Source organism: Acidovorax sp. Root568, from assembly GCF_001427445.1.
Lineage (GTDB): Bacteria > Pseudomonadota > Gammaproteobacteria > Burkholderiales > Burkholderiaceae_C > Acidovorax > Acidovorax delafieldii.
The window spans coordinates 572,618-598,745 of sequence record NZ_LMGP01000010.1; the positions used below are offsets into that span (position 1 = coordinate 572,618).

23 protein-coding genes are annotated in these 26,128 nt (G+C 60.7%); 8 read left to right on the forward strand and 15 right to left on the reverse strand.

Annotated elements, in window-relative coordinates; translation table 11 throughout:
• Window positions 1-97: 97 nt before the first annotated feature.
• A complete protein-coding gene (locus tag ASD75_RS09190) occupies window positions 98-439 on the forward strand; it encodes a hypothetical protein (protein ID WP_056745193.1) in 342 nt (113 codons plus the stop codon).
• On the opposite strand, the gene ASD75_RS09195 is transcribed toward ASD75_RS09190, so the two are convergent.
• The 3 genes from ASD75_RS09195 to ASD75_RS09205 form a co-directional block, all read right to left on the reverse strand.
• Window positions 359-1,264: a polyphenol oxidase family protein gene (locus ASD75_RS09195; protein WP_056744957.1), complete on the reverse strand. Its 906-nt coding sequence runs from the start codon at window positions 1,262-1,264 to the stop codon at window positions 359-361. The genes ASD75_RS09190 and ASD75_RS09195 overlap by 81 nt on opposite strands.
• Window positions 1,261-1,929 (reverse strand): maleylacetoacetate isomerase, encoded by a 669-nt coding sequence (gene maiA, locus ASD75_RS09200; RefSeq protein WP_056744959.1) that lies wholly within the window; start codon window positions 1,927-1,929, stop codon window positions 1,261-1,263. Before maiA ends, ASD75_RS09195 begins: the two co-directional genes overlap by 4 nt.
• 115 nt (window positions 1,930-2,044) lie before the next feature.
• Entirely contained in the window at window positions 2,045-2,500 is a 456-nt protein-coding gene (locus ASD75_RS09205) for a MarR family winged helix-turn-helix transcriptional regulator (protein ID WP_043566498.1), read from the reverse strand.
• Between the two features lie 121 nt (window positions 2,501-2,621).
• Between ASD75_RS09205 and ASD75_RS09210 the strand changes: the two genes are divergently transcribed.
• Together ASD75_RS09210 and ASD75_RS09215 are read left to right on the forward strand one after the other, a co-directional pair.
• Complete coding sequence (locus ASD75_RS09210) at window positions 2,622-3,317, forward strand: fumarylacetoacetate hydrolase family protein (RefSeq protein ID WP_056744961.1); 696 nt, start codon at window positions 2,622-2,624, stop codon at window positions 3,315-3,317.
• 117 nt (window positions 3,318-3,434) lie between these two features.
• Window positions 3,435-3,986, forward strand: a complete 552-nt coding sequence (locus ASD75_RS09215; RefSeq protein ID WP_056744963.1) for an NUDIX hydrolase — start codon at window positions 3,435-3,437, stop codon at window positions 3,984-3,986.
• Between the two features lie 163 nt (window positions 3,987-4,149).
• Here the strand turns inward: ASD75_RS09215 and ASD75_RS24075 are convergent, their stop codons facing one another.
• From ASD75_RS24075 to ASD75_RS09235, 4 genes are all read right to left on the reverse strand, one after another.
• Window positions 4,150-4,959: a hypothetical protein gene (locus tag ASD75_RS24075; protein ID WP_056744965.1), complete on the reverse strand. Its 810-nt coding sequence runs from the start codon at window positions 4,957-4,959 to the stop codon at window positions 4,150-4,152.
• Between the two features lie 713 nt (window positions 4,960-5,672).
• Window positions 5,673-5,996 carry an H-NS family nucleoid-associated regulatory protein gene (locus ASD75_RS09225; RefSeq protein WP_056744968.1) on the reverse strand — a complete coding sequence of 108 codons (324 nt, stop codon included), beginning with the start codon at window positions 5,994-5,996 and terminating at the stop codon, window positions 5,673-5,675.
• Window positions 5,997-6,128: 132 nt separating this feature from the next.
• Window positions 6,129-7,682: a hypothetical protein gene (locus ASD75_RS09230; RefSeq protein ID WP_156400984.1), complete on the reverse strand. Its 1,554-nt coding sequence runs from the start codon at window positions 7,680-7,682 to the stop codon at window positions 6,129-6,131.
• 72 nt (window positions 7,683-7,754) lie between these two features.
• Window positions 7,755-8,753, reverse strand: coding sequence for a DNA-binding protein (locus tag ASD75_RS09235; RefSeq protein WP_056744973.1), 999 nt, complete (start codon window positions 8,751-8,753; stop codon window positions 7,755-7,757).
• A 90-nt stretch (window positions 8,754-8,843) separates the two neighbouring features.
• On the opposite strand from ASD75_RS09235, the gene ASD75_RS09240 reads away from it, so the two are divergent.
• Window positions 8,844-10,040 carry a tyrosine-type recombinase/integrase gene (locus tag ASD75_RS09240; protein ID WP_056744975.1) on the forward strand — a complete coding sequence of 399 codons (1,197 nt, stop codon included), beginning with the start codon at window positions 8,844-8,846 and terminating at the stop codon, window positions 10,038-10,040.
• Window positions 10,041-10,081: 41 nt separating this feature from the next.
• Here the strand turns inward: ASD75_RS09240 and ASD75_RS09245 are convergent, their stop codons facing one another.
• Window positions 10,082-11,515, reverse strand: a complete 1,434-nt coding sequence (locus tag ASD75_RS09245) for a Shedu immune nuclease family protein (RefSeq protein WP_056744977.1) — start codon at window positions 11,513-11,515, stop codon at window positions 10,082-10,084.
• 68 nt (window positions 11,516-11,583) lie between these two features.
• Between ASD75_RS09245 and ASD75_RS09250 the strand changes: the two genes are divergently transcribed.
• Entirely contained in the window at window positions 11,584-12,636 is a 1,053-nt protein-coding gene (locus ASD75_RS09250; protein WP_156400985.1) for a DMT family transporter, read from the forward strand.
• Window positions 12,637-12,669: 33 nt separating this feature from the next.
• Here ASD75_RS09250 and ASD75_RS09255 read toward each other — a convergent pair whose 3' ends face one another.
• The 7 genes from ASD75_RS09255 to ASD75_RS09285 form a co-directional block, all read right to left on the reverse strand.
• A complete protein-coding gene (locus ASD75_RS09255) occupies window positions 12,670-13,230 on the reverse strand; it encodes a hypothetical protein (protein ID WP_056744978.1) in 561 nt (186 codons plus the stop codon).
• A gap of 482 nt (window positions 13,231-13,712) precedes the next feature.
• Window positions 13,713-14,093 carry a hypothetical protein gene (locus ASD75_RS09265; protein WP_056744980.1) on the reverse strand — a complete coding sequence of 127 codons (381 nt, stop codon included), beginning with the start codon at window positions 14,091-14,093 and terminating at the stop codon, window positions 13,713-13,715.
• A gap of 63 nt (window positions 14,094-14,156) precedes the next feature.
• On the reverse strand, window positions 14,157-17,345 hold the full coding sequence (locus ASD75_RS09270) for a CusA/CzcA family heavy metal efflux RND transporter (protein WP_056744983.1): 3,189 nt from the start codon (window positions 17,343-17,345) through the stop codon (window positions 14,157-14,159).
• Between the two features lie 15 nt (window positions 17,346-17,360).
• Window positions 17,361-18,977, reverse strand: a complete 1,617-nt coding sequence (locus ASD75_RS09275) for an efflux RND transporter periplasmic adaptor subunit (protein WP_082564955.1) — start codon at window positions 18,975-18,977, stop codon at window positions 17,361-17,363.
• 2 nt (window positions 18,978-18,979) lie between these two features.
• Complete coding sequence (locus tag ASD75_RS09280) at window positions 18,980-20,335, reverse strand: TolC family protein (RefSeq protein WP_056744985.1); 1,356 nt, start codon at window positions 20,333-20,335, stop codon at window positions 18,980-18,982.
• A gap of 157 nt (window positions 20,336-20,492) precedes the next feature.
• Entirely contained in the window at window positions 20,493-20,852 is a 360-nt protein-coding gene (gene czcI, locus ASD75_RS24285; RefSeq protein WP_082564956.1) for a cation efflux protein, CzcI family, read from the reverse strand.
• 73 nt (window positions 20,853-20,925) lie between these two features.
• Window positions 20,926-21,264, reverse strand: a complete 339-nt coding sequence (locus ASD75_RS09285; protein WP_056744987.1) for a hypothetical protein — start codon at window positions 21,262-21,264, stop codon at window positions 20,926-20,928.
• Between the two features lie 156 nt (window positions 21,265-21,420).
• On the opposite strand from ASD75_RS09285, the gene ASD75_RS09290 reads away from it, so the two are divergent.
• The 3 genes from ASD75_RS09290 (at window position 21,421) to ASD75_RS09300 (ending at window position 26,112) form a co-directional block, all read left to right on the forward strand.
• Window positions 21,421-22,107, forward strand: a complete 687-nt coding sequence (locus ASD75_RS09290) for a heavy metal response regulator transcription factor (protein WP_056744989.1) — start codon at window positions 21,421-21,423, stop codon at window positions 22,105-22,107.
• Window positions 22,104-23,441, forward strand: a complete 1,338-nt coding sequence (locus tag ASD75_RS09295; RefSeq protein WP_082564957.1) for a heavy metal sensor histidine kinase — start codon at window positions 22,104-22,106, stop codon at window positions 23,439-23,441. Before ASD75_RS09290 ends, ASD75_RS09295 begins: the two co-directional genes overlap by 4 nt.
• Window positions 23,442-23,661: 220 nt before the next feature.
• Complete coding sequence (locus tag ASD75_RS09300; protein ID WP_255356269.1) at window positions 23,662-26,112, forward strand: heavy metal translocating P-type ATPase; 2,451 nt, start codon at window positions 23,662-23,664, stop codon at window positions 26,110-26,112.
• Window positions 26,113-26,128: the final 16 nt, after the last annotated feature.

A 26,128-nucleotide genomic window follows, 5' to 3' on the forward strand; every position in this document is an offset into this window, starting at 1 on the left:
GCAGCGGCTGGGGCCTGATTTTTGTTTCGCGGGTTCATTGTTGCCCACCGCCATGGTGCATGGCAACGAATTCAACGCTTTCAGTGCACACAAACCAATGTACCTCATCGTCATCGCCTGGACCTACGTCACTCTCATGATGGCGGTGGCCGAGGCCACCAGTCCTCAGGGCACCGTGCTGGGCGCCATCATCACGTTTGCGCTGTATGGCCTGCTGCCAATGGGCATCCTGGTGTACATCCTGGGCACGCCTTCGCGCAAGCGCAAGATCAAGGAACGGGAGGCGGCCGAACAGGCTGCGTATGACGCGGAGCAGGCTGCGGCCCGCGTGGCCGATGCGGGAGCCGAGCCGGCAGCGTCAGCCGCGCCAGATGCAGGCGGCAAAGCGCCCGCTGCCGCCGAGGGCGGCGCTGTCGCGGCGGTGCGAAAAGAACCTTGAGGCCTGCGTGACAGTGCACCACGGCGGGGTGCTGTCGTTGCCGTAAATGTGCGTGATGCCCATGGCACGCAGCCGCAGCCGGGCCAGCCCTGCCAGATCGCACAGGTACTTGCCCGGTGCGTCGGGACGGGCCACAAAACATGGAGCAGCCGCAGCGCCCAATGCGCCCGGCGCGTCGCAGAACGCTGCACGCACCTCAGCCCCTACCTCGAAAGCTGTGGGGCCAATGCAGGGGCCCAACCAGGCCAGCGTGTGGGCAGCAAGCTCTGAAGCGGCCGGAGAGTCTGGCGCCGACGCTCCGTTATTGATAGCTACCGAGGCATGATGCACTAGCGCTTCATGGCAAAAATGCTTGAAAGCCGATTCCAGCACGCCCTGCCCTGCGTGCCCGGCCAGCCCGCGCCAGCCGGCGTGGGCCGCAGCCACCACCTGGCCTGAGCGGTGGGCCAGCAGCACGGGCAGGCAGTCGGCCACCATGATGGTGCAGACGGCGCCGGGTGCGCTGGCCACGCAGGCGTCGGCCTCTGTGCCGTCGGGGGTGCTCGCATCAAGCAATACAACGCCATCGCCGTGCACCTGGTTCAGGAACACCGCGCGGGCGTCCGGGGTGGTGAATTGCAAGGCGGACTGCAAGGTCTGACGATTGGCAGCCACCGCCAGCGGATCGTCGCCCACATGGGTGCCCAGGTTGAACTGGTCGTACGGTGCGCGGCTCACGCCGCCCGTGCGCGTGGTGCACAGCGCATGCACACCGGGCGGTGCCGGCCAGTCGGGCACCAGCCAGTCTGCGTGCCGGCTTGGGACCGACGATGACACAGGCGTCACGCTTCGTTGTCCGGGCAGGCCGAGGGCTGCGCCTGCTGGAATGCAGGCAGTGCCATGCAGGCGTCAAACACCCCCATGGTGAGTGGCAGGCCGTCCAGACTGACCTTGAAGCGCTGGGCGTTGAAAATCTGCGGCACCAGGCAGCAGTCGGCCAGCGTGGGCGTATCGCCCCAGCACAGCACCGAGGGCGCCATGCCCTGCGCTGCGCGTTCTTGCGCCAGCAGCCCCAGCTGCCGCTCAAATGCCTCCAGACCGCCGCGCACCCAGTGGTGGTACCAGGCGTTCTTGGCATCCTCATCCACCTTCAGGTCACGCACCAGGTACTTGAGCACGCGCAGGTTGTTGAGCGGATGGATCTCGCACGCCACCATCTGCGCCAGCGCCCGCACCCGGGCCCGGGCCAGCGGCGTGGCGGGCAGCAGGGCGGGCGTCGGGTGGGTTTCGTCCAGGTATTCGATGATGGCCATGGACTGGGACAGCGCCGTCCCCCCGTCGGTCACCAGTGTGGGCACCAGTGCGTCGCCAATGCGGCGCAGGTACTCGGGGTCCTTGTGTTCGCCCTTGACGAGGTGCACGGGCAGGTAGTCATAGTCCAGGCCCTTGATCTGCAGCGCGATGCGCACGCGGAACGAGGCAGAGGAGCGGAAGTAGTTGTACAGCTGCATGGAAGAACGGTGCCTGTGATGGGGTCTGTGGGGATACGGAACCGGCGCAGCGTGCGTGGTGCCAGCACGCCGCAAATGGCAGGCCTCTGGGGCCTGAGAGCGCGGGACGTGCCGGTCAGGCGCCCGAAGTGCCTGCCGGGTCCTGGTGGTTGTATACGACTTTGGAGAGCAGCACCATCAGGTCAGCGCTTTCCTGGGCGGTGAGCGGTGCGGTCAGGCGTTCCTGCACCCGCTGGGCGGCGTCGCGCATCTGCAGGGCGGCCACCTCGCCTTCGGGGGTGATCCACAGCAGCTTGCGGCGGCGGTCGCGGGTGTCGGGCTCGCGGCGGATCCAGCCGCGCTTTTCCAGGCGCCCGATCACCGAGCCGGAAGTGGCTGCATCGAACGCCACGCGGGCCGCCAGGGTGACCTGGTCTTCTCCCGGCTGGGCCAGCAGCTCGTGCAGGATGGCGAACTGCACCGGCGTCACGTCAAATCCGGCCGTCTCTTCCATGAAAAGTGCCACGGTCCGCTGGTGGGCGCGGCGCACCAGGTGGCCCGGCGTATTGTGGAAATCGAAGCTCTTTGCCATGGGCGCGAGTGTAGCGCCCCCCAGCAGAGGGTCTGCGCCCATGGCACACTGCCACACTGCGGCGCACACGGTACTGCGCCCGGGTTTTTGACAGCATTCCCAGAACCATTGAAAGGCAGACATGAGCTACGTGTTTCCTCCAGCCCCCGTGGTCAGCGTGCCCGTGGTGGGCAGCGGCGAACGGTTTCCGGTGCACCGCATCTACTGCGTGGGCCGCAACTACGAAGAACACGCCAAGGAGATGGGTTTCACCGGCCGCGAGCCACCGTTCTTCTTCCTCAAGCCTGCGGATGCCATCGTGGTCGTCAACGCGGGCGAAACCGGGCAACTGCCCTACCCCAGCCTGACCGCCAACCTGCACCACGAGATCGAGCTGGTGGTGGCCATCGGCAAGGGTGGCAAGAACATCCAGGCTGCCGACGCTTTCAGCCACATATATGGCTACGCCGTGGGCCTGGACATGACCCGCCGCGACCTGCAAAACGACATGAAGAAACAGGGCCGCCCCTGGTGCATTGGCAAGGGCTTTGACGCCAGCGCACCCATCGGTCCCATCACGCCGGCAGCCCAGGCAGGTGATGTGGCCAACGCGCCCATCTGGCTGCAGGTCAACGGAGCGGACCGCCAGCGCAGCACCGTGACCCAGTTGATCTGGAACATTGCCGAGACCATCGAGCACCTGTCGGCCGCGTGGGAGTTGCAGCCTGGCGACCTGATCTACACCGGCACCCCCGAAGGCGTGGGCGCCGTGGTGCGTGGCGATACGCTCGAAGGCGGCGTGGCAGGACTCACGCCCTTGCGCCTGACCGTAGTCTGAAGACCACCGGGCAGCCCTGCTGCCCGGCCAAGCGAACGCCAAAAACGCTACGATTTTTATAGCTGATAGCGCATGTTTCACTAGCGCCATCAGCCATTCTGACCCTCAAACCCCTGCATGACCTACCGCAGCCCCATCAAACATTGCCGCGCCTGTGGCACCGCCGTGGTGTACCGCCTGCCGGACGACGGCGACACCAAACAGCGTGCGGTCTGCCCCGCCTGCAACACGGTGCACTACGAGAACCCGCTCAATGTGGTGGGCACGGTGCCCGCGCTGCCCGATGGCCGCATCCTGCTGTGCAAGCGCAACATCGAACCCCGCTGGGGCAAATGGACGCTGCCCGCAGGCTTCATGGAGCTGGACGAAACCACAGCGCAGGGTGCGGCGCGCGAGACCGATGAGGAAGCCGGTGCGCAGATCGAGATCGGCCCCCTGTTCAGCCTGCTGAACGTGCGCCGCGTGGGCCAGGTACACCTGTTCTACCGCGCCACGCTGCTCAGCGACCAGTTCAACCCGGGCTACGAGACCATCGAGGCGCGGCTGTTTGCCGAAGACGAGGTGCCCTGGGACGAGCTGGCCTTCCGCACCGTGAAAGAAACGCTGGAGTGCTACTTTGCCGACCGCAGGGTTGGCCGCTTTGGGCTGCACTGCATCGATATCGAATGAAACTCGGAGCGAGCGCCGGAAGTCGATGAAGGCCCGGACCGTCGCGGCCATATGGCCGTGTCTCGGGCGCACCGGGCCATTGGAGCCCGTTGGCAGTGACCACCGTGAAGATGGGGACAAGGTCGATGCGCGCGCCAGAGGCCATGCAGCCATCGACCATCCGTCAATAGTGAAACAGATTCCCGGGCACCGGCACAGTGGTGAGGATGGTGTGGCCGCTCAAGCCGGCCTGCGCTGACTGGTTCACCGACGCATTCACCACGCCCGCGCTGCCACCGTGGCCGCCGCTGGCACCGCCCCCACCTCCTGCAAAGGACGAACTCCCCGCGAAATCGTCGAAGCCCATGGCACCGCCATTAACCTGCAACGTTCCGGTGACGACGGGCGTGGTGGGAGCCACCAGGTGGATGATGCCCCCCCCACCGCCGCCTCCGGCACCCGCGCCCGTTGTATTCGCGCCGTTGCCGTTGACACCGTTTCCGCCCTGACCGCCATTGGCGCGCAATGCGCCAGCCACCGTGATACCGCCCTGGGCCGAGACGACGATCACACCCCCACCCCCGCCGCCAGACCCGGCGGTGTCTACCACCGCAGACATGGCGCTTTGCCCATTGCCGCCATTGGCAAGAATCGCCCCCGTGCCCGTGACGGTCACTGCCCCCCCAGCAAGGATCACAAGCGATCCCCCCCCGTTGCTACCCGTGTCGTGCGGGCTCGCTCGGCTGCCCGCCCCGCCCGCCGCTGCGGGCGGCTTCGTGAGCTGCGCGGCAGAAAGCGCTGGCAAACCGATCCCGCCTTGGGGAGTTCCGGCTGCCGACAGCGCAATGCCGGGGTGTGGCGTGACATTGCTGGCGCCTTGCGTTCCCGCAAGGACGGTGATGGTGCCGGAAATGGTCACATCGCCGGTGGCGCGCAGCACGGTCCCGCTGGGGAGCACCAGTACGCCTGCGATGTCGATCGAGGAAAACTGCATGTGGTGTCGACCGCTGAGGGTGTTGAACCCTGCTGTCGTGGACAGATCGATGGTCGAGGCGCTGGACACGGTATAGGCCCCGGCAGAGCCATCACCATAGGCAGCGACGGAGCCAGCGGGCCCTGGTGCTCCAGCGGGGCCCTGGACTCCCGTAGGCCCCTGCAGCCCGCTGGGGCCCATCGGACCCGTGGGGCCGGTCGCACCCGCAGGACCGGCAGAGCCTGCAAGGCCCGCGGCCCCCGTCGCCCCCGCAGGCCCCGCCGAGCCCATCGGTCCGGTCGGCCCGGTCGGTCCCGTGGCAACACCTGCCGTACAGCCTCCCACCGCGCCACTGGAACTTGCAAAGCACAGCAGATTTGCTTGCGCGGGCGCGCCAGCCAGTCCAGGCATCCGGACCCCGCCCGCATCGTCCACGCGAAAGCGCACGGTGTGGGTTGCCGAATCCATCACCACCAAACCGCCACCGGGCGGGGGGGTCACCTGGATGTCTGCAGCTTGGCCCACGCAGGGAGTCAGCGCAAAACCAGAAGCAAGGGCATATGCCAACAGCGAGAAACGAAAGCGTGGTGGGGTCATTTTCTATGGATCATGGCAACACGGTGGACGGAGCGCTGCGGCCATGGGCCCCTGGCCAAAGGCAGCAGGGCCAGTGGGGGTAATCTCGGTTTCCGAGCAAAACCTGAAACCACTCGCAAAAAGTTCAGCGATATCAATCACTTAGCTCGGCGCAGACGTTTGCTCGAAACCTTGAAGTCTTCTAGGGTGTGCCCTTGTTCAAGCGCTTCGTTCAGCCACGTTGGCCGCCGCCCGCGCCCCGCCCAGGTGTTGCCATTGCCGTCTTGGTAGACCGCCTGTAACTGTGGCTCTGTACTTCGCGTCTTAGCGTTTTCTTGAGGTGCTAACTTTGGCGCTTGATGGGGCTGATCAAACAGATCGCCGGGCATCAACTCGTATTGAGCAATGACCTTCTTCAAAAGAGGAATGATCTCCTCCGCGTCGTTGGCCTGGCTCATTGCCTCTTCCAGGCGTTTCCTCATTTGACTCAACGTCTTTGGCACCGAACACCTCTCTTGAAGTGATTGGACCGCATCATAGAGGGCTAACCCACTGAGCGGCCTCGTAGCTGGCTGATCACGATCTAGCGGCAACCGGGCTTCAGAAGCGAACTCCTAACAATGCTGTACATCGAAAACCGTTTGGCTTGTGAAGTTGTCCGCCATTTCGATACGCAGGCGAAAGTCAATGATCTCCTTTTTTTTCTTCTTGCTCAGGACATGCAGTTTCACCGGCGAGTAGTAGCTTGTGATCGGAGGAATTTCGTATTGTTTCCCATAGATGGTGACCACGGATGCGGGTTCTTTCTGCTGAAGTACGGAAAAGCCTCCTCTGCGCACAGTTTCCATCAGGTTCTTTTCCTCCTCAACAGTACAGCCGACCGTCATCTCCGGCGGTGCTGTGACTTGTGAGCGCTGGTAGGAGCGCTTGCCCTCAACGATATCGCTGACTCGCGCCAGGGCTCGATGATCATCGGTAGAAATCCTTTCGAAGATATTGATAGGGGCACTTTTACGAAGATATCTCAGCACGTTTCTGGCTCGCCTGACATAGAAGGCAAATGCAAGCGTGTCGCTCATCTCCTCTATATGCTTAGGAGTATGGAAATTCCCGGCCGCAACCTGATTCCCTTCGACTTCCAACGCAAATGAGACGGAGGCTGAGGAATCCAGAATCGTTTCGAGCAAGCTGATAAATGCGTCTAGGTACGGAGGGCTGGCGGCCTCCTTTCCTTGCCACGCTTGCATGTTGGTCGTCAGGTTGGATACCGAGTGGACACTGTCACCACCGGTCGGTGTAAAAATTATTTCCACATCTAGAAGACCGCCGCATCCAGCGCCTGAGAATCGGATTTGCTTACGCCCAGCTGTTAACTGACCATTAATGGTTTCAAAAATTGCAGGTTCAGCTAGGGGCGCAAGTATCTTGAACACGGCTGGACGTGTCGCTGGCATGATCGTTATGGATGCTAGGTCGGCATCTTTATGCAGCACGTCGAAGATTTTCGATCCTTCAAAAACGACCCCATCGAGTGGAAGCGTCGCTTCACGCCCCTCGTCAATGGCCGCTCGAAGACCTCTTCGCCAGAGATTAGCCGATTCCGCTGCAATCTTGATGGAGAACGACACCGTTTCTTTCACGCCGAGGGTAATCGTTGTGTTGCCACCCGAGTAAGCCGTGGAAATGCTAAACCTCGGATCAACAGACTCAAGCTGATCGGCAAGCGCTTTGTGAACATTACCGATGGCTTCAGGATAAAACCCGGGGGATCGGGTGCCCATTGCCATGGCCGTCATGCGATAGATATCCTTTTCATCGGGAAGCCGTTTGCCTTGCTCCATCAGAGCCCTTGTTTCAGCCGAAGATTTCCATGTTTTGAGAGTCTTCGCAGGGTACGAGGCGGGGTCCCGGTCAATGATCGTCGAGCAGGTTTGGCATAGCCAAATGATGTTGCCGAAGCCGCGCCGGTCTTGTGCTGTCATGGTCGCGAGGTATCGAGGTCCCCCGGGCGATGCTGCATGAATATGCGCGCCGACTCCCACGTTGGAGAAATCAGCTTCACCCACTGGCGCAGAGGTGGTTGCCCGGCAATCGGGATTGGAACAACGACCAGCCACCCGCTGGTAAGCCTGATTCTTGGTCGGTTTCGTAAAGTCGTCGCGTGCCATTGGATCGTCGCTAGGTTGTATGCAGATTCTGTGTGGGGCTTTTTCGCCGACTGTCGGCCGACGTGGACGCAATCAATGGCCGTCTATCGGTTTTTTCTTGCGAGCTGGCCTGGGCGGCGGTTGAAACTGCGCCACCAATGCGCGCAGGGTGTCAGCCTCCGCTTTGTGCTGCGCCACTGCCTGCAGTGCCTGCTGTAGCTCAACGCCTTGCAGTTGGTTCACGCGGGCGCTCTCGGTCAGCGAAGCCCGTGCGCTCTCCAGGTCTGCGGCCAATCGTGTCTGGGCTGCGTTGGCCTCCAGGACCTTGGCATGGTGATCACGCTCCACTTCTGCGAACTTGCCCCGTAGCTGCTCCAGTTGCTTGTCAACCTGCGTTCGAGCGGTGCGCTCCCTATCAATTTCACGAAGCGCGCGGCGCTCGGCCTCGGCCGCACGGGAGGCCGCCTCATCGATGGCCGCACGCCCCTTGTCAAGTTCAGCACTGAAATGCTGCCTGCTCTTCGATTGCTCCTGCTTCAGCTCATCCACCTGCCTGGACAGAGCCTCACCTCTCGCTGTGCTCGCAGCGTGCGCACGCCGTTCTTGCTCAAGCTCTGCAGCAAGGGCCTGAGCTCGGGTCTCCAGTTCGGTGACTTTGGTCTGTGCGGTCTGTATCTGGGTCTCCAGGACGGCGCTTCGCTGCAGAGCCTCCTGCAGGCCTGCCTGTGCACTCTGGGCCTCTGCGTGTGCCTCGACGCGCAGGACAGCTAGCTCCTCGCGCGCCAACTCCGTTGCCTGGGTCCACAGCACGCTGACCGCCTGGCCTGCAGCCTCTTTAAGCGCCTCCGGTAGATCGGGGTGATCGATCTCCACCCGAGCCTTGCCGCGCAGATCCTCCCAGAACTTGGCCAGCGCTTCGGCCGGGGCACTCATGGAGCCCTTGCGCACATGCTGATAGAGCTTGCTGGCTGTGGGCGTGATGCCGTATCGGAAGAACAGCAACGCGCAAACCTCGCGGTACAACGCTTTCGTGTCGCTGAAACGCTCCCGCAGGGCTTCAACTTCGGCTTGGATTTCGGATTCTTCGCTCATTCTTAAATAATACAACGTATAACGTATAAATCATTGAATTAATTTTCAGTCTCTGGACATAATTACTCTAATGTCCATAAAATTTAGCTCATGAGCAGTTTGATCGTCCCACCGGCCGTTTTGGCGCATCTTGAGCCTTTGGAGGGCTTGGTGCTACCCCTTCACCTGTCCGGAGAGCGTGGTCGAAATCGGGCCCAGGGCCTCCCCCAGGTCGCAGCCAATGACGACCGCTCTGCGGTTTTGGCTTGGCTGGCGCGCTACAAGGACTCACCGGCCACGCTGTCCAGCTATCGCAAGGAGGCGGAAAGGCTGCTGCTTTGGTGCGTGCACCAGCACGGAAAGGCCCTGTCCGATCTGGCCCACGAGGACTTCCTGGCCTACGAGTCCTTTTTGGGAAATCCCCAACCGGTTGATCGATGGGTCATGCAGGTCGCGCAGAAGGCGCCGAGGTCCTCGCCCCACTGGCGTCCGTTCGCCAAGCGGCTGGACCGGCAGAGTCAGCGCCAGGCACTGTCAATCCTCAATAGCCTTTTCAATTGGCTGGTTCAAGCCGGGTATTTGGCCGGCAATCCCCTTGCGCTGCGGCGCCGAAAACCCGTGGCGCGACCAGTCAAGACCGGCCGATTTCTGCCCCACGAGCACTGGGCGCAAGTGCGCGCAACGATTGAGACCCTTCCCACGGGAACGCCTCGGCTTGCCCTCCAAGCGGCCCGATACCGATGGCTCTTCTCGCTTCTCTACATCGGTGGCCTGCGGATTTCGGAGGTCTGCAACAACTCCATGGGCGACTTCTACTGGCGACGGGGAGCCGATGGACGGGAGCGCTGGTGGCTGGAGATTCGTGGCAAGGGAGAAAAAACCAGAGTGATCCCCGCGACAGACGAGTTGGTCTCAGAGCTGATGCGCTACCGAAAGTCGAATGACCTGGGACCTCTACCTCGTGAGGGCGATTCCGCCCCACTGCTCCTGCCGTTGATTGGTGGGTCTAAACCTATGGGACGCAGTGCGGTGCACGAGTTGGTCAAGACTATCTTCCGTGAAACCGCAGCCCGCCTGCGCGCGCTAGGTCCCGACCATGAGGCCGCCGCCTCTCATGTGGAGAAGGCCTCCGCCCACTGGATGAGACATACGGCGGGCACCCATCAGAGCGACAACATGGATCTCAAGGCTGTTCGCGACAACCTGGGGCACGCAAATATTTCCACCACCAGCATCTATGTGCACACGGAAGACGATGTGCGCCATGACCAGACCACAAAAGCTCACAAGCTGGGGTGGGCGGTTTGATCTCGAGACGTTGATCCTATCCGTCAGTTGCGCGACATGCCTTAAAAAGGTACCTCACCGGGAACTGCTTGCAGGTGCTGCTGCAGGTATTCGAGTTTGACCAATAGTTCGTCAAAGGTAATCACCTCCACGTCCTTGCAGGCGTTGCGGAAAACCTCAAAACAACGCAGTTCATGCTCTTCAATAGGACGTCGTCCAGCAAGCACAACGCATTTGACGACGTCCGCCCGGGAGCGGCGCAGGGACGGGTTATCGAAAACATGTGTCTGCCACCGCGTGCGCAACTCACTTTGTTGATGCAGCACCTGGGTGATAGCACCACTCAGTTCTGAATGAGGGCCGAAAACATGCGGTTTCCTGTACGGCGTGGCAAGCATCAAGGGTGCATCCGGGGTTTTGATTTCCACAATGGCAAGCGCTTGACCTTGCTCCTTGAAGAGGAAGTCCCCAATCTGCGCGCCCGACCCTGTCAGGCCTGATCCTTGAGCATGAAACTGCGTGTGAGACAGTTCGACAGGTCGAGCAAAAGCCAAACTCAAGACGAATTTATGCTGCTCAAAGAAACGTTGCCAGAGGAGTTCACTGAGCTTCTTCTCCAGCATATCTCGGTACTTGCCAATCATCGCTGTAAGCGTGGCTCGCTCGATTTCCGCGTGTAGTTTCAATAGCTCGGCAGGTGCCTCGGCCGCCAACTCATCGACCTGCTTTCGTACTGTCTGAACATTGGCTCGACGCTCCGCGCGCTCGCGACTGGAGGTCTGCGCGGCGCTTTCGCGTCGTACCCGCACCAAAGGTGGAGCAACCCGCTCGATCCGTTGGAACTTCTCGGGATTGATTCTCGTGAGCACGTCGTCATAAACGAGGCCCTGCTGGATCCTTTGGATCAGGCTTCGCCCACGGGTCTTGGTCCGGTTGAAGGCGCGGCGCAGGCTGTCCAGTTCACTCTGGTCGATAAACACCGTGCGCCCATCCAGGCGCATTTCTGTTTTTTTCCCAATGGCAAGAATGTCTGCTTGCTGTACCAGCGACAGGACCCGCCAAACCATGTCGAGATCTTTGATAAGGCCAAGCCCGTCACCAGGCAGATCAAAAATGCTCGATGCCAGTCTCAATGCGACGTGAGCTGCTGCGTCCTGCGGGTCGCTTGGCAAATCGCTACGGGCGCCATCTTCGTAAATAACGGTCGTGAAGCGTCCATGCTTTGGCTTCAGGTAGCGCTTTGTGTGTGGATTCGCATGTATTGGATACATGATGATCCTGTTTGCCAGGATGGTAGCCAGCAAGGGCCATTCCGATTCGGGTCTTGCTTGCCATATCTGCATGTCCCGGTCGATGGGTTGGAACGTCTTCAAATACAGCTTCTGAGCGGGCTCGCCGTTCTCGGTCGCTTCTTGCAACTTGAACTGCGCCTCCATCACGTCATTGCCACTGAGAATCTGCTGCCCCTCGGCTATCGCTCCCACCTCGGTTTCCATAGCTGCGCCCCTCCATGAATCGCTACCCAATGGTAGGCCATGTACTTCATGGTGAAATCACTCGCACCATGATCGACTCTTTGCACCTTCCAGCCCTGCGCGGCGGCCTGTTTGCACTGCTGGCAGCAGCCCTGTTCGGCATCAGCACGCCTTTGGTCCAAAAGTTAGGCGCTGGATTGGGCGCCTTCACGACGGCGGCGCTGTTGTACGCAGGGGCGGCCCTGATCGGGGCCCTGTCGCTGCAGGCCTCTGCGCGCGAAGCGCGGGTGCAACGGTCCGACATTCCGCGCCTGCTGGCGATGGCTGGCTTTGGCGCGGCGCTGGGGCCGGTGGCCCTGGCCTGGGGCCTGCAACACACGAGCGGGGCCAGTGCGTCGCTCATGCTCACGTTGGAGGCGCTGTTTACCGCGACGCTGGCATGGAGGCTGTACAGCGAAACCATGGACCGCCGCGTGTGGGCCGCCATGCTGTTGCTGCTCGCAGGAGGAATGGCGCTCGTTCTGGACCAGGGCCTACAGGGAGGAGTTCAGCTGATGGGGTTGCTTGCCGTGCTGCTGGCCACCGTCGCCTGGGGGGTGGACAACACCTTGTCCCGTGGGCTGGCTGAGCGCGACCCAAGCCAGGTGGTGATGGCCAAGGCTACCTTGGGAGCCGCCGCGACTGCAGCATTGGCTGTTTTTACGGGTGAGCCCTTGCCGTCGGTGTATGCCGCACTCGGGCTTCTCACCGTTGGCGCCACGGGCTACGGCCTGAGCCTGCGCTTTTACCTTCTTGCCCAGAGGGCGTTTGGCGCGGCGCGGACGGGCTCGGTGTTCGCTTTTGCGCCCTTCATTGGCGCTGCCATGGCCTTCGGCTTCGGGGACCGCTCTGCGGGATGGTTGATGCTGCTGGGCGGGGTATTGATGCTGGCGGGAGTGGTAATGCACTTGGCGGAAAGCCATGGTCACGAGCACACACACGAAGTGCTTGAGCATGAGCATGCCCACCGGCACGACGATGGGCACCATTCACATGTGCACTTTGTGATGCCAAAGGGCAGCCACAGTCACAAGCACACCCATGAACCTATGACCCACGCCCATCCCCATGCTCCTGACGTGCACCATCAACACGTTCACTGAACCCCAGGGATTTTTTTGTCTGCTCCCCCGAGGTCACTTGACCGTCAGGTCGGCGACCAGGCGAGCCTTGTAAGCCCTTTCCCGAATAGCATCCTCGCCGTCAGTCGCCCATACAAACGTGCTCTTCCATGCCCAAACCGTTCCATCGATCCGAAGAAATCGTAGGTCACCAGCTTTGCCATCCACGGTTGCGACTTGACGCTCTCCTTCGAAATCCAAGGAGAACGTATGCGTTCCTGGCTTCAACTTGAAACGCACCATCGTGTTGGGGAGAGTCTCGGCGGCCATTGCGTTATCCGCGCTGATCTTCACAAAGCGCCCGCCATCTCCCCAGTTGCGCCGTACGACGTAGACGGTGAGCGCATTCGGATCGGGAGTAAAGCGCTTCGCCTGAGCGTCGGCATTCAGGCTGGGGGCGGGCACCCGAGTGCACGCGACTACTCTGCCCTTACTGGTCTTGTAGCAGTATGGCGCTTCGGCGGAGGTATCGGCCCCAGTAGAGGTAGCACAACCCGCCAGCAGGCTAGCTGCCAGCACAGAGGTCAGGATCACGCAGAGGCGGCGGGTGCCTGAATATGCAGGTATTTTTGTCATGGATCTGTTCTTTTGCTGTGGAGGTTGTTGCGTATTGCCTGAAGCTTCATCAGCGACTCCGGTACCGTCACCCACGGTCTGCCGCCTTGGATTGCATATGGCGGTGCCGCGATTTCGGTGTTTTTCGGTGTTTGAAACGCATTGCCTGTCGATCCCTCAGTCTCTTGGCCAAGCGTCGGCTGTACTTGACTCTCACCGCCATTGGCGGGTGGCGTTTGAGCCAGATACGCCGCAGCCTCCAAAACACAAACACGGAGGTCAACAAGCCGATCCAAATCCAGAACAGCTTGGCAAAGAGCACGACCTGCGCCGCCTGCATTGACATGGATCGCTCCTTTTTGGCCTCCAGCACAGGCATGTTGCCGATGGGCGGTCCGAACTCGCCGATATGTAGTCAGCTGCTTTGACGTGAACGGACTGCGGAAAGTGGGATCACTTCTGGAGGCGTTGCGAAGGCAATCCCCCCAGCCGGCCTTCGTGTACTACTTCAGCGTGAAGCGGACGGAGGCAACCGACTTGCCGGCCTTCGAGACGGCGACGACGGCTTTGGTACCTGCGGGAACCTTGAAGCTGCCCGCGGCTTCCAGCTTGCCGTCACCGGCTTGGAGCTGGACATCCTGTTTCTCGCTGCCTGCCAGCAGCGTGACTTTGGCGGTCATTCCCGCCACGGCAACTGGCTTTCCATGGTCGCGCATATAGAGCTGCAGCTTGTCGGCGCTGGCGACGAGTTCGTACTCGACCTCCTTGGCTTCGGCGACAGCACCACCGTGCATCGGTTTGATGTCGTGACCATGGTTGTCAGCAGCGAACGCCGTGCCGCAGGCCGACACCGCCACTGCGAGAATGAGTTGGGAGAGTTTCATGACATTTCCTTTGGGGTTGGAGAAAAGGGAAGGTCCCGCGATCAGCGAGCGGGACCGTTTCAACTACGCGGACGCGGACACGTCCGGGGGATGCGAGGGCTCAGCAGACACGTCCTCATCTTCCTCGTCGGGCCGGTGGGCCAGACGGTAAAGAATCGGCAGCACGAGAAGCGTGAGCAGCGTGGACGAGAGAATTCCGCCGATCACCACGGTGGCCAGGGGACGCTGGACTTCAGCGCCAGTGCCTGTCGCAATGGCCATGGGAATGAAGCCCAGCGAGGCCACCAGGGCAGTCATCAGAACCGGCCGTAGCCGGGTGAGCGCGCCGTCACGGATTGCTTCGTCAAGACCAACGCCGCCTTCCCTCAAGCTGCGGATGTACGAAATCATCACCAGACCATTGAGCACGGCCACCCCAGAAAGTGCGATGAAGCCGACAGCCGCAGAGATAGACATCGGAATGTCCCGAAGCCAAAGCGCCAGGATGCCCCCCGTCAAAGCGAATGGGATGCCAGTGAAGACCAGCAGACCATCCTTGACGTTGCCGAACATAGCGAACAGCAGCACGAAAACCAGCAGCAGGGACACCGGCACGACGATCTGCAGGCGCTGCGTGGCCGACTGCAGGTTCTCGAAGGTTCCGCCCCAACTCGTCCAATAGCCAGTAGGAATCTTGATCTGGGCCAGGCCTTGCTCAGCCTCTGCGACGAACGAGCCCACATCGCGCCCGCGCACGTTGGTGCTCACGACGATGCGGCGCTTGCCGTTTTCTCGGCTCACCTGGTTGGGGCCAGGAGCAAGCTCGAATGTTGCTACCTCGCCCAGCGGGATGAAGTTCGTTTTGGCCTCTGTCCCATTGGCAGAACGCGGCAGCGGGATAGGAAGGCGCTTCATCCCTTCGAGATCGTTGCGCAGGGATTCAGGCAGACGAACCAGGATGTCGAATCTGCGGTCGCCCTCGAACATAGTGCCGGCCTCGCGTCCACCGATAGCGGTGGCCACGGTGTCTTGAATGTCGGCAACGTTCAGACCATAGCGAGCAGCCTTCTGGCGGTCGATATTCACGGTGAGCATCGGAAGCCCCGTCGTCTGCTCAACCTTCACCTCAGAGGAGCCCTGAATCTTCTGCAGCATTGCGGAGACTTCTTCTGCGGACTTGTTCAGGACATCCATGTCGTCACCGAAGATCTTCACGGCTACGTCACTGCGCACCCCGGAGATCAGCTCGTTAAAGCGCAGCTGAATGGGCTGGGAGAACTCATAGTTGTTGCCCGGGATTTTCCCGATGACTTCCTGAATCGCCGCGAGTAATTCGTCGCGGGTTTTTCGAGGTTCGGGCCATTCGGCCATTGGCTTGAGCATGATGTACCCGTCCGAAATGTTCGGCGGCATGGGGTCCGAGGCAATCTCCGCAGTACCGGTTCTGGCGAAGATGCGCTCGATCTCGGGGAATTTCTCTTTCAAGGTCCTTTCAATTTGCTGCTGCATTTGGACTGACTGGGAAAGGCTGGTGCCTGGGATGCGCAGCGCCTGGATCGCAAAGTCGCCTTCATTGAGATTGGGTACAAACTCGCTGCCCATACGCGTGGCGATCAACCCGCACAAGATCACCGCAACTGCAGCTGCGGTCAGTACGACCGCCTTGGCGGCCATGACACGGTCGAGCAGTGGACCATACAAGCGCTTGGCATGGCCCAGCAGGAAGTTTTCCTTCTCGCTGACCCGATTGCCGATGAACAGGGCCACCGCTGCGGGGATGAATGTCACCGACAGAACCATGGCGCCCAGCAGTGCCGCGACCACCGTGAATGCCATGGGGTGGAACATCTTCCCTTCAACGCCTGTCAGCGCGAAGATGGGCAGGTACACCACCATGATGATGAGCTGTCCGAACAGCAATGGACGCCTTGACTCCTGGGATGCCAAAAACACCTCATGGAAGCGCTCAGCCCGCGTCAGTGGCCGACCGTGGTGCGCTTGTGCATGGGCAAGTCTCCGTACGCAGTTCTCAACGATCACCACCGCTCCGTCGATGATGATGCCGAAGTCCAACGCTCCCAGGCTCATCAGGTTGGCGCTCACCTTGTACTGAACCATACCCGTGAAGGTAAAAAGCATCGACAAGGGGATGACCATTGCCGTGATGATGGCGGCACGGATGTTGCCCAGAAAGAGGAACAGGATCACGATCACCAGAACCGCGCCTTCCAGCAGGTTCTTCTTCACCGTACTGATGGCTTTGTCAACAAGCACGGTACGGTCGTAGACAGTCACCGCGTGCACCCCCTCTGGGAGGCTCTTGTTGACTTCCAACATCTTCTTGTCCACCGCCTGCGAGACAGTCCGGCTGTTCTCGCCGATCAGCATGAACACCGTGCCGAGGACCACTTCGCGCCCGTTATCGGTTGCTGCACCGGTGCGCAGTTCCCGGCCAATGCCAACTTCTGCCACGTCGCGAACGCGCACAGGAACACCGTTGGCGCTGCTGAGGATCACGTTACCGATGTCTTCCAGCGACTTCACCTGACCAGGTGCACGAATCAGATACTGCTCGCCACGCTTTTCGATATAGCCCGCGCCCACATTGCCGTTGTTGCGGTCCAGCGCAGTGACCACATCCTGCAGTGTCACGCCGAGAGAAGCCAGGCGTTCAGGGATGGGCGCGATCTGGTATTCCTTGGCAAAGCCGCCAATGGAATTGATCTCGGTCACGCCAGGAACATTTCGCAGCTGTGGCTTGATGATCCAGTCCTGAATCTCGCGCAGGTCTGTCGCGGTATAGGGCGAGCCGTCGGGCTTCTTCGCCCCGTCCTTGGTTTCGACAGTCCAGAGATAGATTTCGCCCAGGCCGGTCGAGATGGGCCCCAGCGCTGGCGTGATGCCGGCAGGCAGCTTGTCGCGCGCCTCCTGGATGCGCTCGTTGACGAGCTGGCGAGCAAAATAGATGTCGGTTCCGTCTTTAAAAATGACGGTCACCTGCGACAGACCGTACCGCGAAAGCGACCTGGTCTGCTCCAGGTTTGGCAGGCCAGCCATGACCGTCTCGATGGGGTATGTAACCCGTTGCTCAGTCTCCAAAGGCGAGTAGCCTGCGGCCTGGGTGTTGATCTGAACCTGGACGTTCGTGATGTCAGGGACCGCATCAATAGGCAGCTTTTGGTAGCTGAAGACACCAAGTGCCGCCATGCCCAGGGCCGCTAGAAGCACCAACCATCGCTGTTCGATCGAGAATCGAATGAGTTTTTCAAACATGTATGCGCTCCGCGATCAGTGCGTGTGTTCGGCAGATCCCTTGCCGAGTTCAGACTTCACGACGAAGCTGCCGGTCGAGGCGTAGGGCATACCGGCTTTGAGACCCGAGAGGACTTCGACCCGCCTGCCATCGCTTCGGCCCAGCTTCACAGGCTGGGCGATAAAGCCTCCATCAACCTTGAGGAAGACCACCGGCTTTTCCCCGACGTTTTGGACGGCGTCGGCCGAGATGGTTACAGGCGCTGCCGTTTCTTCGGACACCACCTCAACATTGACAAACAGGCCGGGGCGCCAAGCGCCCTTGGGGTTGTCAAGAACCACGCGGGCTTTTGCCGTGCGGGTTTGCTCGCCAATGAGCGCTCCTACAAAAGCGACAGTGCCTGTGGCCGAGGCGTCAAAGGCTGTGGCCTTGATCGTGACCTTTTCGCCCACGCGCACCGATGGCAGATCCTTCGCCGGAACGTTGATCTCAGCCCATACCTGAGAAAGGTCCGAGATGGTGAAAACCGCAGCATCTTCCTTCACGGCTTCGCCGAGACTCAGGTGCTTCTCGATGACTATGCCGTCAAAGGGCGTACGCAGCTCTATGCGATTGAGTCCAGACACTGACGAGGCGGACAACCCCATGGCGCTCAGCTTCTGATGGGCGTTGGCGACAGCAACTTCTGCTTCGCTCAAGGCCTGCTTGGCCTGCAGGTAGTCCTGCTCGGCAGACACCTTCTGCTCCCACAGCTTTTTTTCTCGCTCGTAGGTGGTCTTTGCCAGCGTTAAGCGCTTTTGGGCCGTCTGCAGCTCGCTGCGTTGCTCGGAAGCAGTCGGGCTCGCGATCACCGCCAAGACTTGCCCTTTCTTGACCACTTGACCCAAGCTGGCATTGACGCTTTCCACGACTCCCGCAAGCCGGGGAACAACGTGAGACGTGCGATCTTCGTTCAAGCGTATCTCTCCGGGAAGGAGCAACGCCGTCTTGATGTTGGCTTTCACCGCAGCGTCCAGGCTGATGGATGCAGCCTTTATCTGGGCATCGGTCAGTTCGATCTTTCCTTCTTCCTTGCTCATCACGAACATGAAAGGCTCTGTGGCAGTCTGCGCAATGATCTCGATGTCGAACGAATGGGGTTCAGCAACGATCTCTCGGCTGACAAGACTGTCTTTTTCAGCGGCAAACGTCAGTTTCTGCTTTTCATCTGTCGGGCGGCTCACAGTTGCCGTGACCGTTGCAGCATTCAGGGGCAGCGGTTTATCTTTGTCGGACAGCCAGATTCGCAGTCGAGGCTCGCCACCGTCTTCAGACAACAATGCTTCCAAGCTGAAGTCGCCTTCCTTGAACACGGTACCGCCATGTGGTCCCTTGGCTTCGCTCTTTTCATGGTGTTCACCATCGGCATGCCCCTTGTCATCGTCGTGGCCCTTTTCGCCACCCTTGCCATGGTGTTCACCGTCGCCGTGTCCCTTGGCCTCGGTATGGCCGCCGTGCCCGTGGCCATCGCCCTCGGCGGTCGCAGCTTTGGGCTTGCCGCCACCTTGCAAGATGAAGGTTCCCGCGCCGACCCCTAGTGCTAGGACTACTGCAATGGCGATCAGGTGTTTTTTACTGATGGTGGATTTGCTGGAGTTCATGTTCATGGTCATGCTCAGTGTTGCGTTGCGATCAGGCCGGGAACCATGCTGGCCCCGAGCAGGCGGTCGATATCAGCCGCTGCACGGTGTGCTTCGCCAAGGGCTTTGAGGTACTGGGATTTGGCGGTGAAGTAGGTGCGTTGGGCATCGAGCACTTCCAGGAAATTGAACTTGCCGTTCTCGAAACCAATGGTGGCGGCGTCATAGGCCGACTTCGCACCGGGCAGAACGTCCTGCTGCAGTGACTGAACCTCTGCGGTGATCGTGGAAAGGCGCTCTCGTGCCTGCGCCACTTCGCTGTGCAGGCGCACGGTGGCCGCTTGCAGCTCATCGCGGGCCTTGTCTTCAAGTTTCAGCGCCTCCAGGAGGTTGCCTTGGTTGCGGTCGAAGACGGGAAGAGGCACAGAGACCCCGAAAAGAAGGACGTTGCGCTGCGTTTCGTTGCTGCGCTGCATGCCGACGCTGACGGTGACATCGGGCACGCGCTTGCTTTGCTCCAGGGCGGTCAATGCCTTGCGCCGATCCACCTCGATTCGCGCAAGTACCACGCCTGGCGCAGAAGAAATCAGGGGCTGGAGATCGGCGAGGCTCGGGACCGAGGGCAGGTTCTCGGCCTTGCCCTCCAGCACGGTGTAAGGCGCATCTATCCGTCCCAACAGCGCGAACAGGCGGGACAGAGCATTGCGTTGTTCGCTCGCGGCCTGGGCGAGTTCGACGCGAACGCCGGCTTCTGCAACTCGGGCCTTGGACTCTTCCACAGGGGATACTTTGCCAGCGGCTACACGCTTTGAGACGGTATCCGTTGAGGATTTGGCCAGCGCTGCGCTGTCTCTGGCCAGTACCAATCGTTCCTGCGCAGTCAGAACATCAAAGTAAGCGGCAGCGACATTGGCCCGCACGGTGGCTTGCAGCTCGGCGAGTTGGGCTTGTGCTTGCTCGCGCGTTTTTTCGGCCGCCTTAGTGCGTGCCGCACGCTTTCCACCCAGTTCTACGGGAAGATTGAGTTGCCAGCTTTGCGTACGTGTTTTGGAGCGTGTGTCTTCCAGCGAGTACGCGAGCTCTGGATTGGGGCGCGAGCGTCCTTGAAGAACCTGTCCTTCGGTTGCCTCCCATTGGCGCTTTGCCGCAGCCACCTCCGGATTTCCCTCCAGGGCCAGTTCGATGGCCTTGGCCAGCGACAAAGGCTCAGCTGCGGCCGCTGCAGCAGACTGAGGTGCTCGTTCGCCAACGGCTGGCCCTGGTGGCAGGCCCAGGGAAAAGGCACCGCCCGAGGCGCTCAGCCATATAGCTGCGGCGCCTGCCGTGAGCTTGATCTTTCTACCGCCGCGCCATGCGTGCGGCATCTCTTGAAGGTAAGTACCCTTGAACATCCGATTCTCCAGTGATTTCAAAACACGAGGGAATCGGCGGGCTGGCAACCGTGCAGCTGCCTGGCAACTCGTCAGTCACTTCAGCTGCAACACACGCAACTGCTTCCGCCGCGATGGCGGACAAGACTGAAAAAGAAAAGTGAGATGCCCCCGCCGATCAGGCGAGGACGGACCACTGAGGGCGGTCAGGGGGCGTGGGCGTTACAGCCAGCAGGCGCTGGCCTGGGGAACACTCCACACGGCTGTCATGGGAAAAGGCTGGCTTTGCATCTGACCAGCTCAAGGCCCCGATACCCGCGCCATGGCAAACTGAACAGTCAACATCAAATGCACCTGCACCTTGGCTGGACTTTTCGGCCTGACCATTCCCGCCTTTGGCTTCATGCTTGTGTTCGTGATGCCCCAAATGCTGCGACTGCGCCGTTGAGCTCTCATGCATGCAATAAGCAGCCACCGCAGACCAGCTGGACTGGAACGGGAGCAATGCAAGCATAAGAACGGCGATCAAGCGGCGCATTTTTGAAGTCTAGCATGCGTCATGAAGTGCGCGCTGGGCGTGGATGGCCGCTGAGGAGCGCTGGGTTTAGAAATCAGCGAGCGCCGCCGTTCAGGTCCTGAAGAGCCTTCTTTTCAGCTGCCGACATGTTGAGAAATTCCTGTTGAACTTGCTCACGGGTCTTCGTTGCGCCCGTTGCTTTGACGGGCAACGCCCCCCCGCGTGAAAGGGTCGCCAGCGTGCCATCCCGGCGCGCTACTTGAACAGCCTGAAGCACATCGCCACGGGACATTGTGCTCTGCATGTGGTCGGGATGGGTGGTCATGCCCACTTCGCCGTCGGCGGGATGGTACAGCGACGAGGCAGACGCCAATCCTGGAGCCGCGATAGCGAAGGCAATCAAAGTGAGCGTGAGGGGTTTGCGAACGGTCATGGTGTTGTCCCTTGATTTAAATCAGCCCTCGGCGATCTGCCGGGACTATGCCTTTCGACACGGGGATACTTTAAAAAACCGAGTGCGACAAGGCGCCAACAGCCAGATAACAAATTCGTAAACTACGAACAGGCCGGATTCTTCGAGAATGGCGGCATGAAAATTTTGCTCATCGAAGACGAAGTTAAGCTGGCCGAGTATCTGCGCAAGGGCCTGGGAGAGGCCGGCTACGTGGTGGACGTTGCACACAACGGGGTGGATGGCCTTCACATGGCTCTGGAAGGCGTGCACGATCTGCTGGTCTTGGACGCGATGCTCCCAGGGATCGACGGCTTCAGCCTTCTAACGGCCTTTCGCAAGACCAAGCAGACTCCGGTCTTGATGTTGACAGCAAGGATCAGCGTCGAGGATCGGGTATTGGGACTCAAGACGGGTGCAGACGACTATCTGGTCAAGCCCTTTGCGTTTTCCGAACTGAGCGCCCGCATCCAGGTGCTGCTACGGCGGACCCATGGTGCGAGGGATGCCGCAGAGCCCACGCAACTGCGTTTGGCGGACCTGGAATTAGACCTTGTACGGCGCAAAGCGTCCCGGCGTGGTCAGCGCTTGGAGTTGACTGCCAAGGAATTTCTGCTCCTGACTCTGTTTCTGAGAAGAAAAGGCGAAGTGCTTTCTCGCACTGAGATCGCTGAACAGGTGTGGGACATGAACTTCGACAGCGATACCAGCGTGGTGGAGGTCGCGATCCGGCGCCTCCGTACCAAGATCGATGTGCCGTTTGACACTACGCTGCTCCATACTATTCGCGGCATGGGATATGTCATGGAGGACCGCAACGGATGAAGGCGTTGGCCCAACATCGCTCATTGCGCCAGCGGCTGTCGTGGTGGCTTGCGCTGCAGAGCTTTGCCGGACTCGGGGTGGTCTGTCTGATGGTGTATCTGGTGACCGAGTTCAATTTTCGTGATCGGCAAGAGGAAACGCTGGCACAAAAAGAAACCGTCATTCGGCACTTGCTGCAGGATGGCAAGGAGCATGGGGATTCGGAAGACCTTGCGCACAAACTCGATGACTTCCTTGTTGGGCACGGAGATCTGTCGCTCGAAGTCGCGCAGGCGGACGGGATGGTTATCTACGCCCACGCCCGCAACCAGAGTGCCAAGGCGGTATGGCGCCAACGGCAGTTCGAAGTAGCACAGGCTGCGGACCAGACTCCCTCAAGGAACTTGCGCGTTCAGCTGTCGCTGGACATCCGAACCGACAACCAGTTGTTGCACCGACTTGCTCTTACCTTGCTGGTCGCGGCCATCGGTGGGGCCATCGTTGTATCGCTGGGCGGATTCTCCCTGGTCAACTTGGGCCTGGCACCCGTCCGAAGACTGGCCGGTCAGACGCGCGCAGTGTCGGCTGACAATCTGCATCAACGTCTCGACAGCGCCGAGCAGCCCCTTGAGCTCGTGCCTCTGATCGACCAGTTCAACGCGCTTCTAGCGCGCATTGAGAAGGCGTATTTACAAATGGAGGGCTTCAATGCGGACGTGGCGCATGAGTTGTGCACGCCTTTGGCCACGCTCATTGCAAACAATGAATTGGCTTTGCTGCGCCCTGAGCAGGCGGATATGCGCGAGGTGCTGGCGTCCAACTTGGAGGAGTTGCACCGCCTGACCGGCATCGTCAATGACATGCTGTTCCTGTCCCAGGCGGATCGGGGTGTGGGAGCACGTCGGGCCCCCGTTGCGACTCTTGCATCAGTGGCTGTTGACGTACTGGATTACCACGAAGCGGCACTGGCCGAGGCTGGTCTCACCGCTAAGGTGGTCGGCGATGCGCATGGCGCTTTCGACGTGCCGTTGTTGCGCCGGGCCCTGTCGAACTTGCTCGGCAACGCCACCCGATACGCGAACCCTGGCTCAATCGTCCAAGTCAACCTCAGAACTATCGATGAGGGCCGTGTGTTGATCAGTGTCACCAACTACGGCAGCACTATCGATCCCGAGCGACTCCCGCAGCTGTTTGACCGATTCTTCCGTGCAGATCCGGCTCGTAGTCATGGGCAGAGTAACCATGGCCTTGGGTTGGCCATAGTAGGAGCTATTGCACGCATGCACCAGGGAAAGCCCTTTGCATCGTCAGAAAACGGGGTAACGAATGTGGGAATCGAAATCCCCCCGAATTGATGTTGTTTTTCGACGGGGTGGGGTCGATCCTGTGCCCCTGCGACTGAGTACGGACCGTTAAGAAATCCGATTTACCCAGGACAAAGCAGCCATATTCTTTTTTGCTGCTTGACTTTAAAGCTACTTGAAGGTTTCCAATTGGGCTATGAAATCAGAAACAAGCACACCTCCCACCACTGTTGACACCTGCTGCTCCTCGGGCTGTTCCAGTACCGCAGCAGTGGTCCCTGCAGCCACAAGCAGCCCGGGCCAGGGCAAGCTGTTCCGAATCGCCACCATGGACTGCAGTGCCGAAGAGTCGGAGATCCGGCGGGCTCTGGAACCGCTTGAGGGAATCCGCTCGTTGGGTTTCCAGCTCGGCGCGCGCACGCTGAAGATCGATGCGGAGGATCGCGCCTTGCCCCTTGCGCTCGATGCCATCCGCAAGGCGGGTTTCGATCCACAGCCCGTGGTCACTGCGGCAAACACCCAGGGTAGCCTAGGCCGGGTGTTTCGCATTGCGACCATGGACTGCAGCGCCGAGGAGGCGGAGATTCGCCGAGCGCTGGAGCCTCTGGATGGGATCCGCTCTCTGGGCTTTCAGCTCGGCGCGCGGACGCTCAAGATCGATGCCAACGAAGGCACCTACCCGTTGGCACTCGACGCCATGCGCAAAGCGGGCTTCGATCCGCAGCCAGTTCCAGGCGCCAATGGCTCCGAGGGCGGACAGGCGGGCGAACCAGCCGAAGGCGACGACCATGGACATGGTTTTGCAGGCGGCATCTCCCGGCTGGTAGCCGCGCTGGTGTTCGCCACAGGCGCTGAGGTACTTTCGTTCTTCGCGCCCGACCATATGGCCTGGAAAGTGGCCGGCATGGCGATTGCCGCTCTGGCTATCTGGCTGGCCGGCATCGACACCTACAAAAAAGGCATTGCGGCGCTGCTGCGCGGCAAGCTGAACATCAATGCGCTGATGTCGGTGGCCGTCACCGGCGCATTCCTCATTGGTCAGTGGCCAGAAGCCGCGATGGTGATGGCTTTGTACGCGATTGCGGAGCTCATCGAAGCCAAGGCAGTGGACCGGGCCCGAAACGCTATCAAGGGCTTGCTGGAACTGGCGCCCGAAGAGGCTTTGGTACTGGGCACCAACGGAGCATGGACCGCTACACCGGTGGCTTCGGTGGCCATCGGAGCGACCGTGCGCATCAAGCCGGGCGAACGCGTGCCGCTGGACGGTAAGGTGACCAAGGGCAATGGCGCCATCAACCAGGCCCCCGTGACTGGCGAGAGCATCCCCGTGGACAAGGCACCTGGCGACCAGGTGTTCGCCGGCACGATCAACGAGACTGGTGAGCTGGAGTTCGAGGTCACAGCCCTGTCGAGCAACACCACCCTGGCCAGGATCATCCAGGCCGTTGAGCAGGCGCAGGGCACGCGCGCTCCGACGCAGCGCTTTGTGGATCGGTTCGCCTCCATCTACACCCCCGCAGTCTTCGCCATTGCCGTGGCGGTGGCGGTCCTCACTCCTTTCCTGATGGGCCTTACCTGGCTGGAGGCGCTCTACAAGGCCCTGGTCCTGCTGGTGATCGCCTGCCCATGCGCTCTGGTCATTTCCACGCCGGTCACGGTGGTCAGCGGATTGGCCGCAGGAGCGCGCCGTGGGATCTTGATCAAGGGCGGAACCTACTTGGAAGATGCCCGGCTTCTGAAGGCGGTGGCGCTGGACAAGACCGGCACCATCACCGAAGGCAAACCCAAGCTGGTGAAGTGGCAGGTGTGGGGTGCCGGTAACGAGGTAGCAGTCCAGCAAATGGCTGCCAGCCTGGCGGCTCGCTCCGATCACCCGGTTTCAAAGGCGATTGTCCAGGGCTTGGACGTAAAGGACCCAGAAGCAGAAAGCTTCAAGGCCTTGCCTGGGCGCGGTGTCGAAGGCATGGTCAATGGTATGCGCTTGATGCTGGGCAATCACCGTTTGATCCATGAGCAAGGACTGTGTGGTCCGGAGCTGGAGGCGGAGCTGGTCATCCACGAAAAGCAAGGCCGCACGGTCACCCTCCTGGCGGACGATTCGCGCGTCCTGGCGCTGTTCGCGGTAGCGGACACCATCCGTGAGACATCGAAACAGGCCATCGTCGATCTCAAGGCACTGGGTGTGACTTCGGTGATGCTGACCGGCGACAACACGGCCACTGCAAAAGCCATCGCGGCGCAGGCCGGCATTGATGATGCCCGTGGCGATCTGCTGCCCGAAGCCAAGCTCGATGCCGTCAAGGAAATGCAAAAGCGCTATGGCGCTACCGGCATGACTGGCGACGGCATCAACGATGCGCCGGCGCTTGCGCAGGCCGACATCGGTTTTGCCATGGGTGCAGCGGGAACTGACACGGCCATGGAAGCGGCGGATGTGGTCATCATGAACGATGACCTTCAGCGCGTCGCCGAAACAGTGCGTCTATCCAAACGCACCCATGCCGTTCTCTGGCAGAACATCACCCTGGCCCTGGGCATCAAGAGCGTCTTCCTGGTGATGGCGGTCGTTGGCACCGCGACCATGTGGATGGCGGTATTTGCGGACATGGGGGCCAGCTTACTGGTCGTGGGCAATGGCCTGCGCCTGCTTCGGGGTACACAAACTGAGCCAGGCCATAAGTCGACGAGCGTAAAACTAGCGGAACATGCACACTCCCATTAGTGATATTGCAAACTCC

Bases quoted from the DNA above. Each gene is read 5' to 3' on its own strand.
- ASD75_RS09190 (WP_056745193.1), top strand. From the start codon at position 98: ATGTACCTCATCGTCATCGCCTGGACCTACGTCACTCTCATGATGGCG.
- maiA (WP_056744959.1), bottom strand. From the start codon at position 1,929: ATGCAGCTGTACAACTACTTCCGCTCCTCTGCCTCGTTCCGCGTGCGC.
- ASD75_RS09205 (WP_043566498.1), bottom strand. From the start codon at position 2,500: ATGGCAAAGAGCTTCGATTTCCACAATACGCCGGGCCACCTGGTGCGC.
- ASD75_RS09210 (WP_056744961.1), top strand. From the start codon at position 2,622: ATGAGCTACGTGTTTCCTCCAGCCCCCGTGGTCAGCGTGCCCGTGGTG.
- ASD75_RS09215 (WP_056744963.1), top strand. From the start codon at position 3,435: ATGACCTACCGCAGCCCCATCAAACATTGCCGCGCCTGTGGCACCGCC.
- ASD75_RS24075 (WP_056744965.1), bottom strand. From the start codon at position 4,959: ATGCAGTTTTCCTCGATCGACATCGCAGGCGTACTGGTGCTCCCCAGC.
- ASD75_RS09225 (WP_056744968.1), bottom strand. From the start codon at position 5,996: ATGAGGAAACGCCTGGAAGAGGCAATGAGCCAGGCCAACGACGCGGAG.
- ASD75_RS09230 (WP_156400984.1), bottom strand. From the start codon at position 7,682: ATGGCACGCGACGACTTTACGAAACCGACCAAGAATCAGGCTTACCAG.
- ASD75_RS09235 (WP_056744973.1), bottom strand. From the start codon at position 8,753: ATGAGCGAAGAATCCGAAATCCAAGCCGAAGTTGAAGCCCTGCGGGAG.
- ASD75_RS09240 (WP_056744975.1), top strand. From the start codon at position 8,844: ATGAGCAGTTTGATCGTCCCACCGGCCGTTTTGGCGCATCTTGAGCCT.
- ASD75_RS09245 (WP_056744977.1), bottom strand. From the start codon at position 11,515: ATGGAAACCGAGGTGGGAGCGATAGCCGAGGGGCAGCAGATTCTCAGT.
- ASD75_RS09250 (WP_156400985.1), top strand. From the start codon at position 11,584: ATGATCGACTCTTTGCACCTTCCAGCCCTGCGCGGCGGCCTGTTTGCA.
- ASD75_RS09255 (WP_056744978.1), bottom strand. From the start codon at position 13,230: ATGACAAAAATACCTGCATATTCAGGCACCCGCCGCCTCTGCGTGATC.
- ASD75_RS09265 (WP_056744980.1), bottom strand. From the start codon at position 14,093: ATGAAACTCTCCCAACTCATTCTCGCAGTGGCGGTGTCGGCCTGCGGC.
- ASD75_RS09270 (WP_056744983.1), bottom strand. From the start codon at position 17,345: ATGTTTGAAAAACTCATTCGATTCTCGATCGAACAGCGATGGTTGGTG.
- ASD75_RS09275 (WP_082564955.1), bottom strand. From the start codon at position 18,977: ATGACCATGAACATGAACTCCAGCAAATCCACCATCAGTAAAAAACAC.
- ASD75_RS09280 (WP_056744985.1), bottom strand. From the start codon at position 20,335: ATGTTCAAGGGTACTTACCTTCAAGAGATGCCGCACGCATGGCGCGGC.
- czcI (WP_082564956.1), bottom strand. From the start codon at position 20,852: ATGCGCCGCTTGATCGCCGTTCTTATGCTTGCATTGCTCCCGTTCCAG.
- ASD75_RS09285 (WP_056744987.1), bottom strand. From the start codon at position 21,264: ATGACCGTTCGCAAACCCCTCACGCTCACTTTGATTGCCTTCGCTATC.
- ASD75_RS09290 (WP_056744989.1), top strand. From the start codon at position 21,421: ATGAAAATTTTGCTCATCGAAGACGAAGTTAAGCTGGCCGAGTATCTG.
- ASD75_RS09295 (WP_082564957.1), top strand. From the start codon at position 22,104: ATGAAGGCGTTGGCCCAACATCGCTCATTGCGCCAGCGGCTGTCGTGG.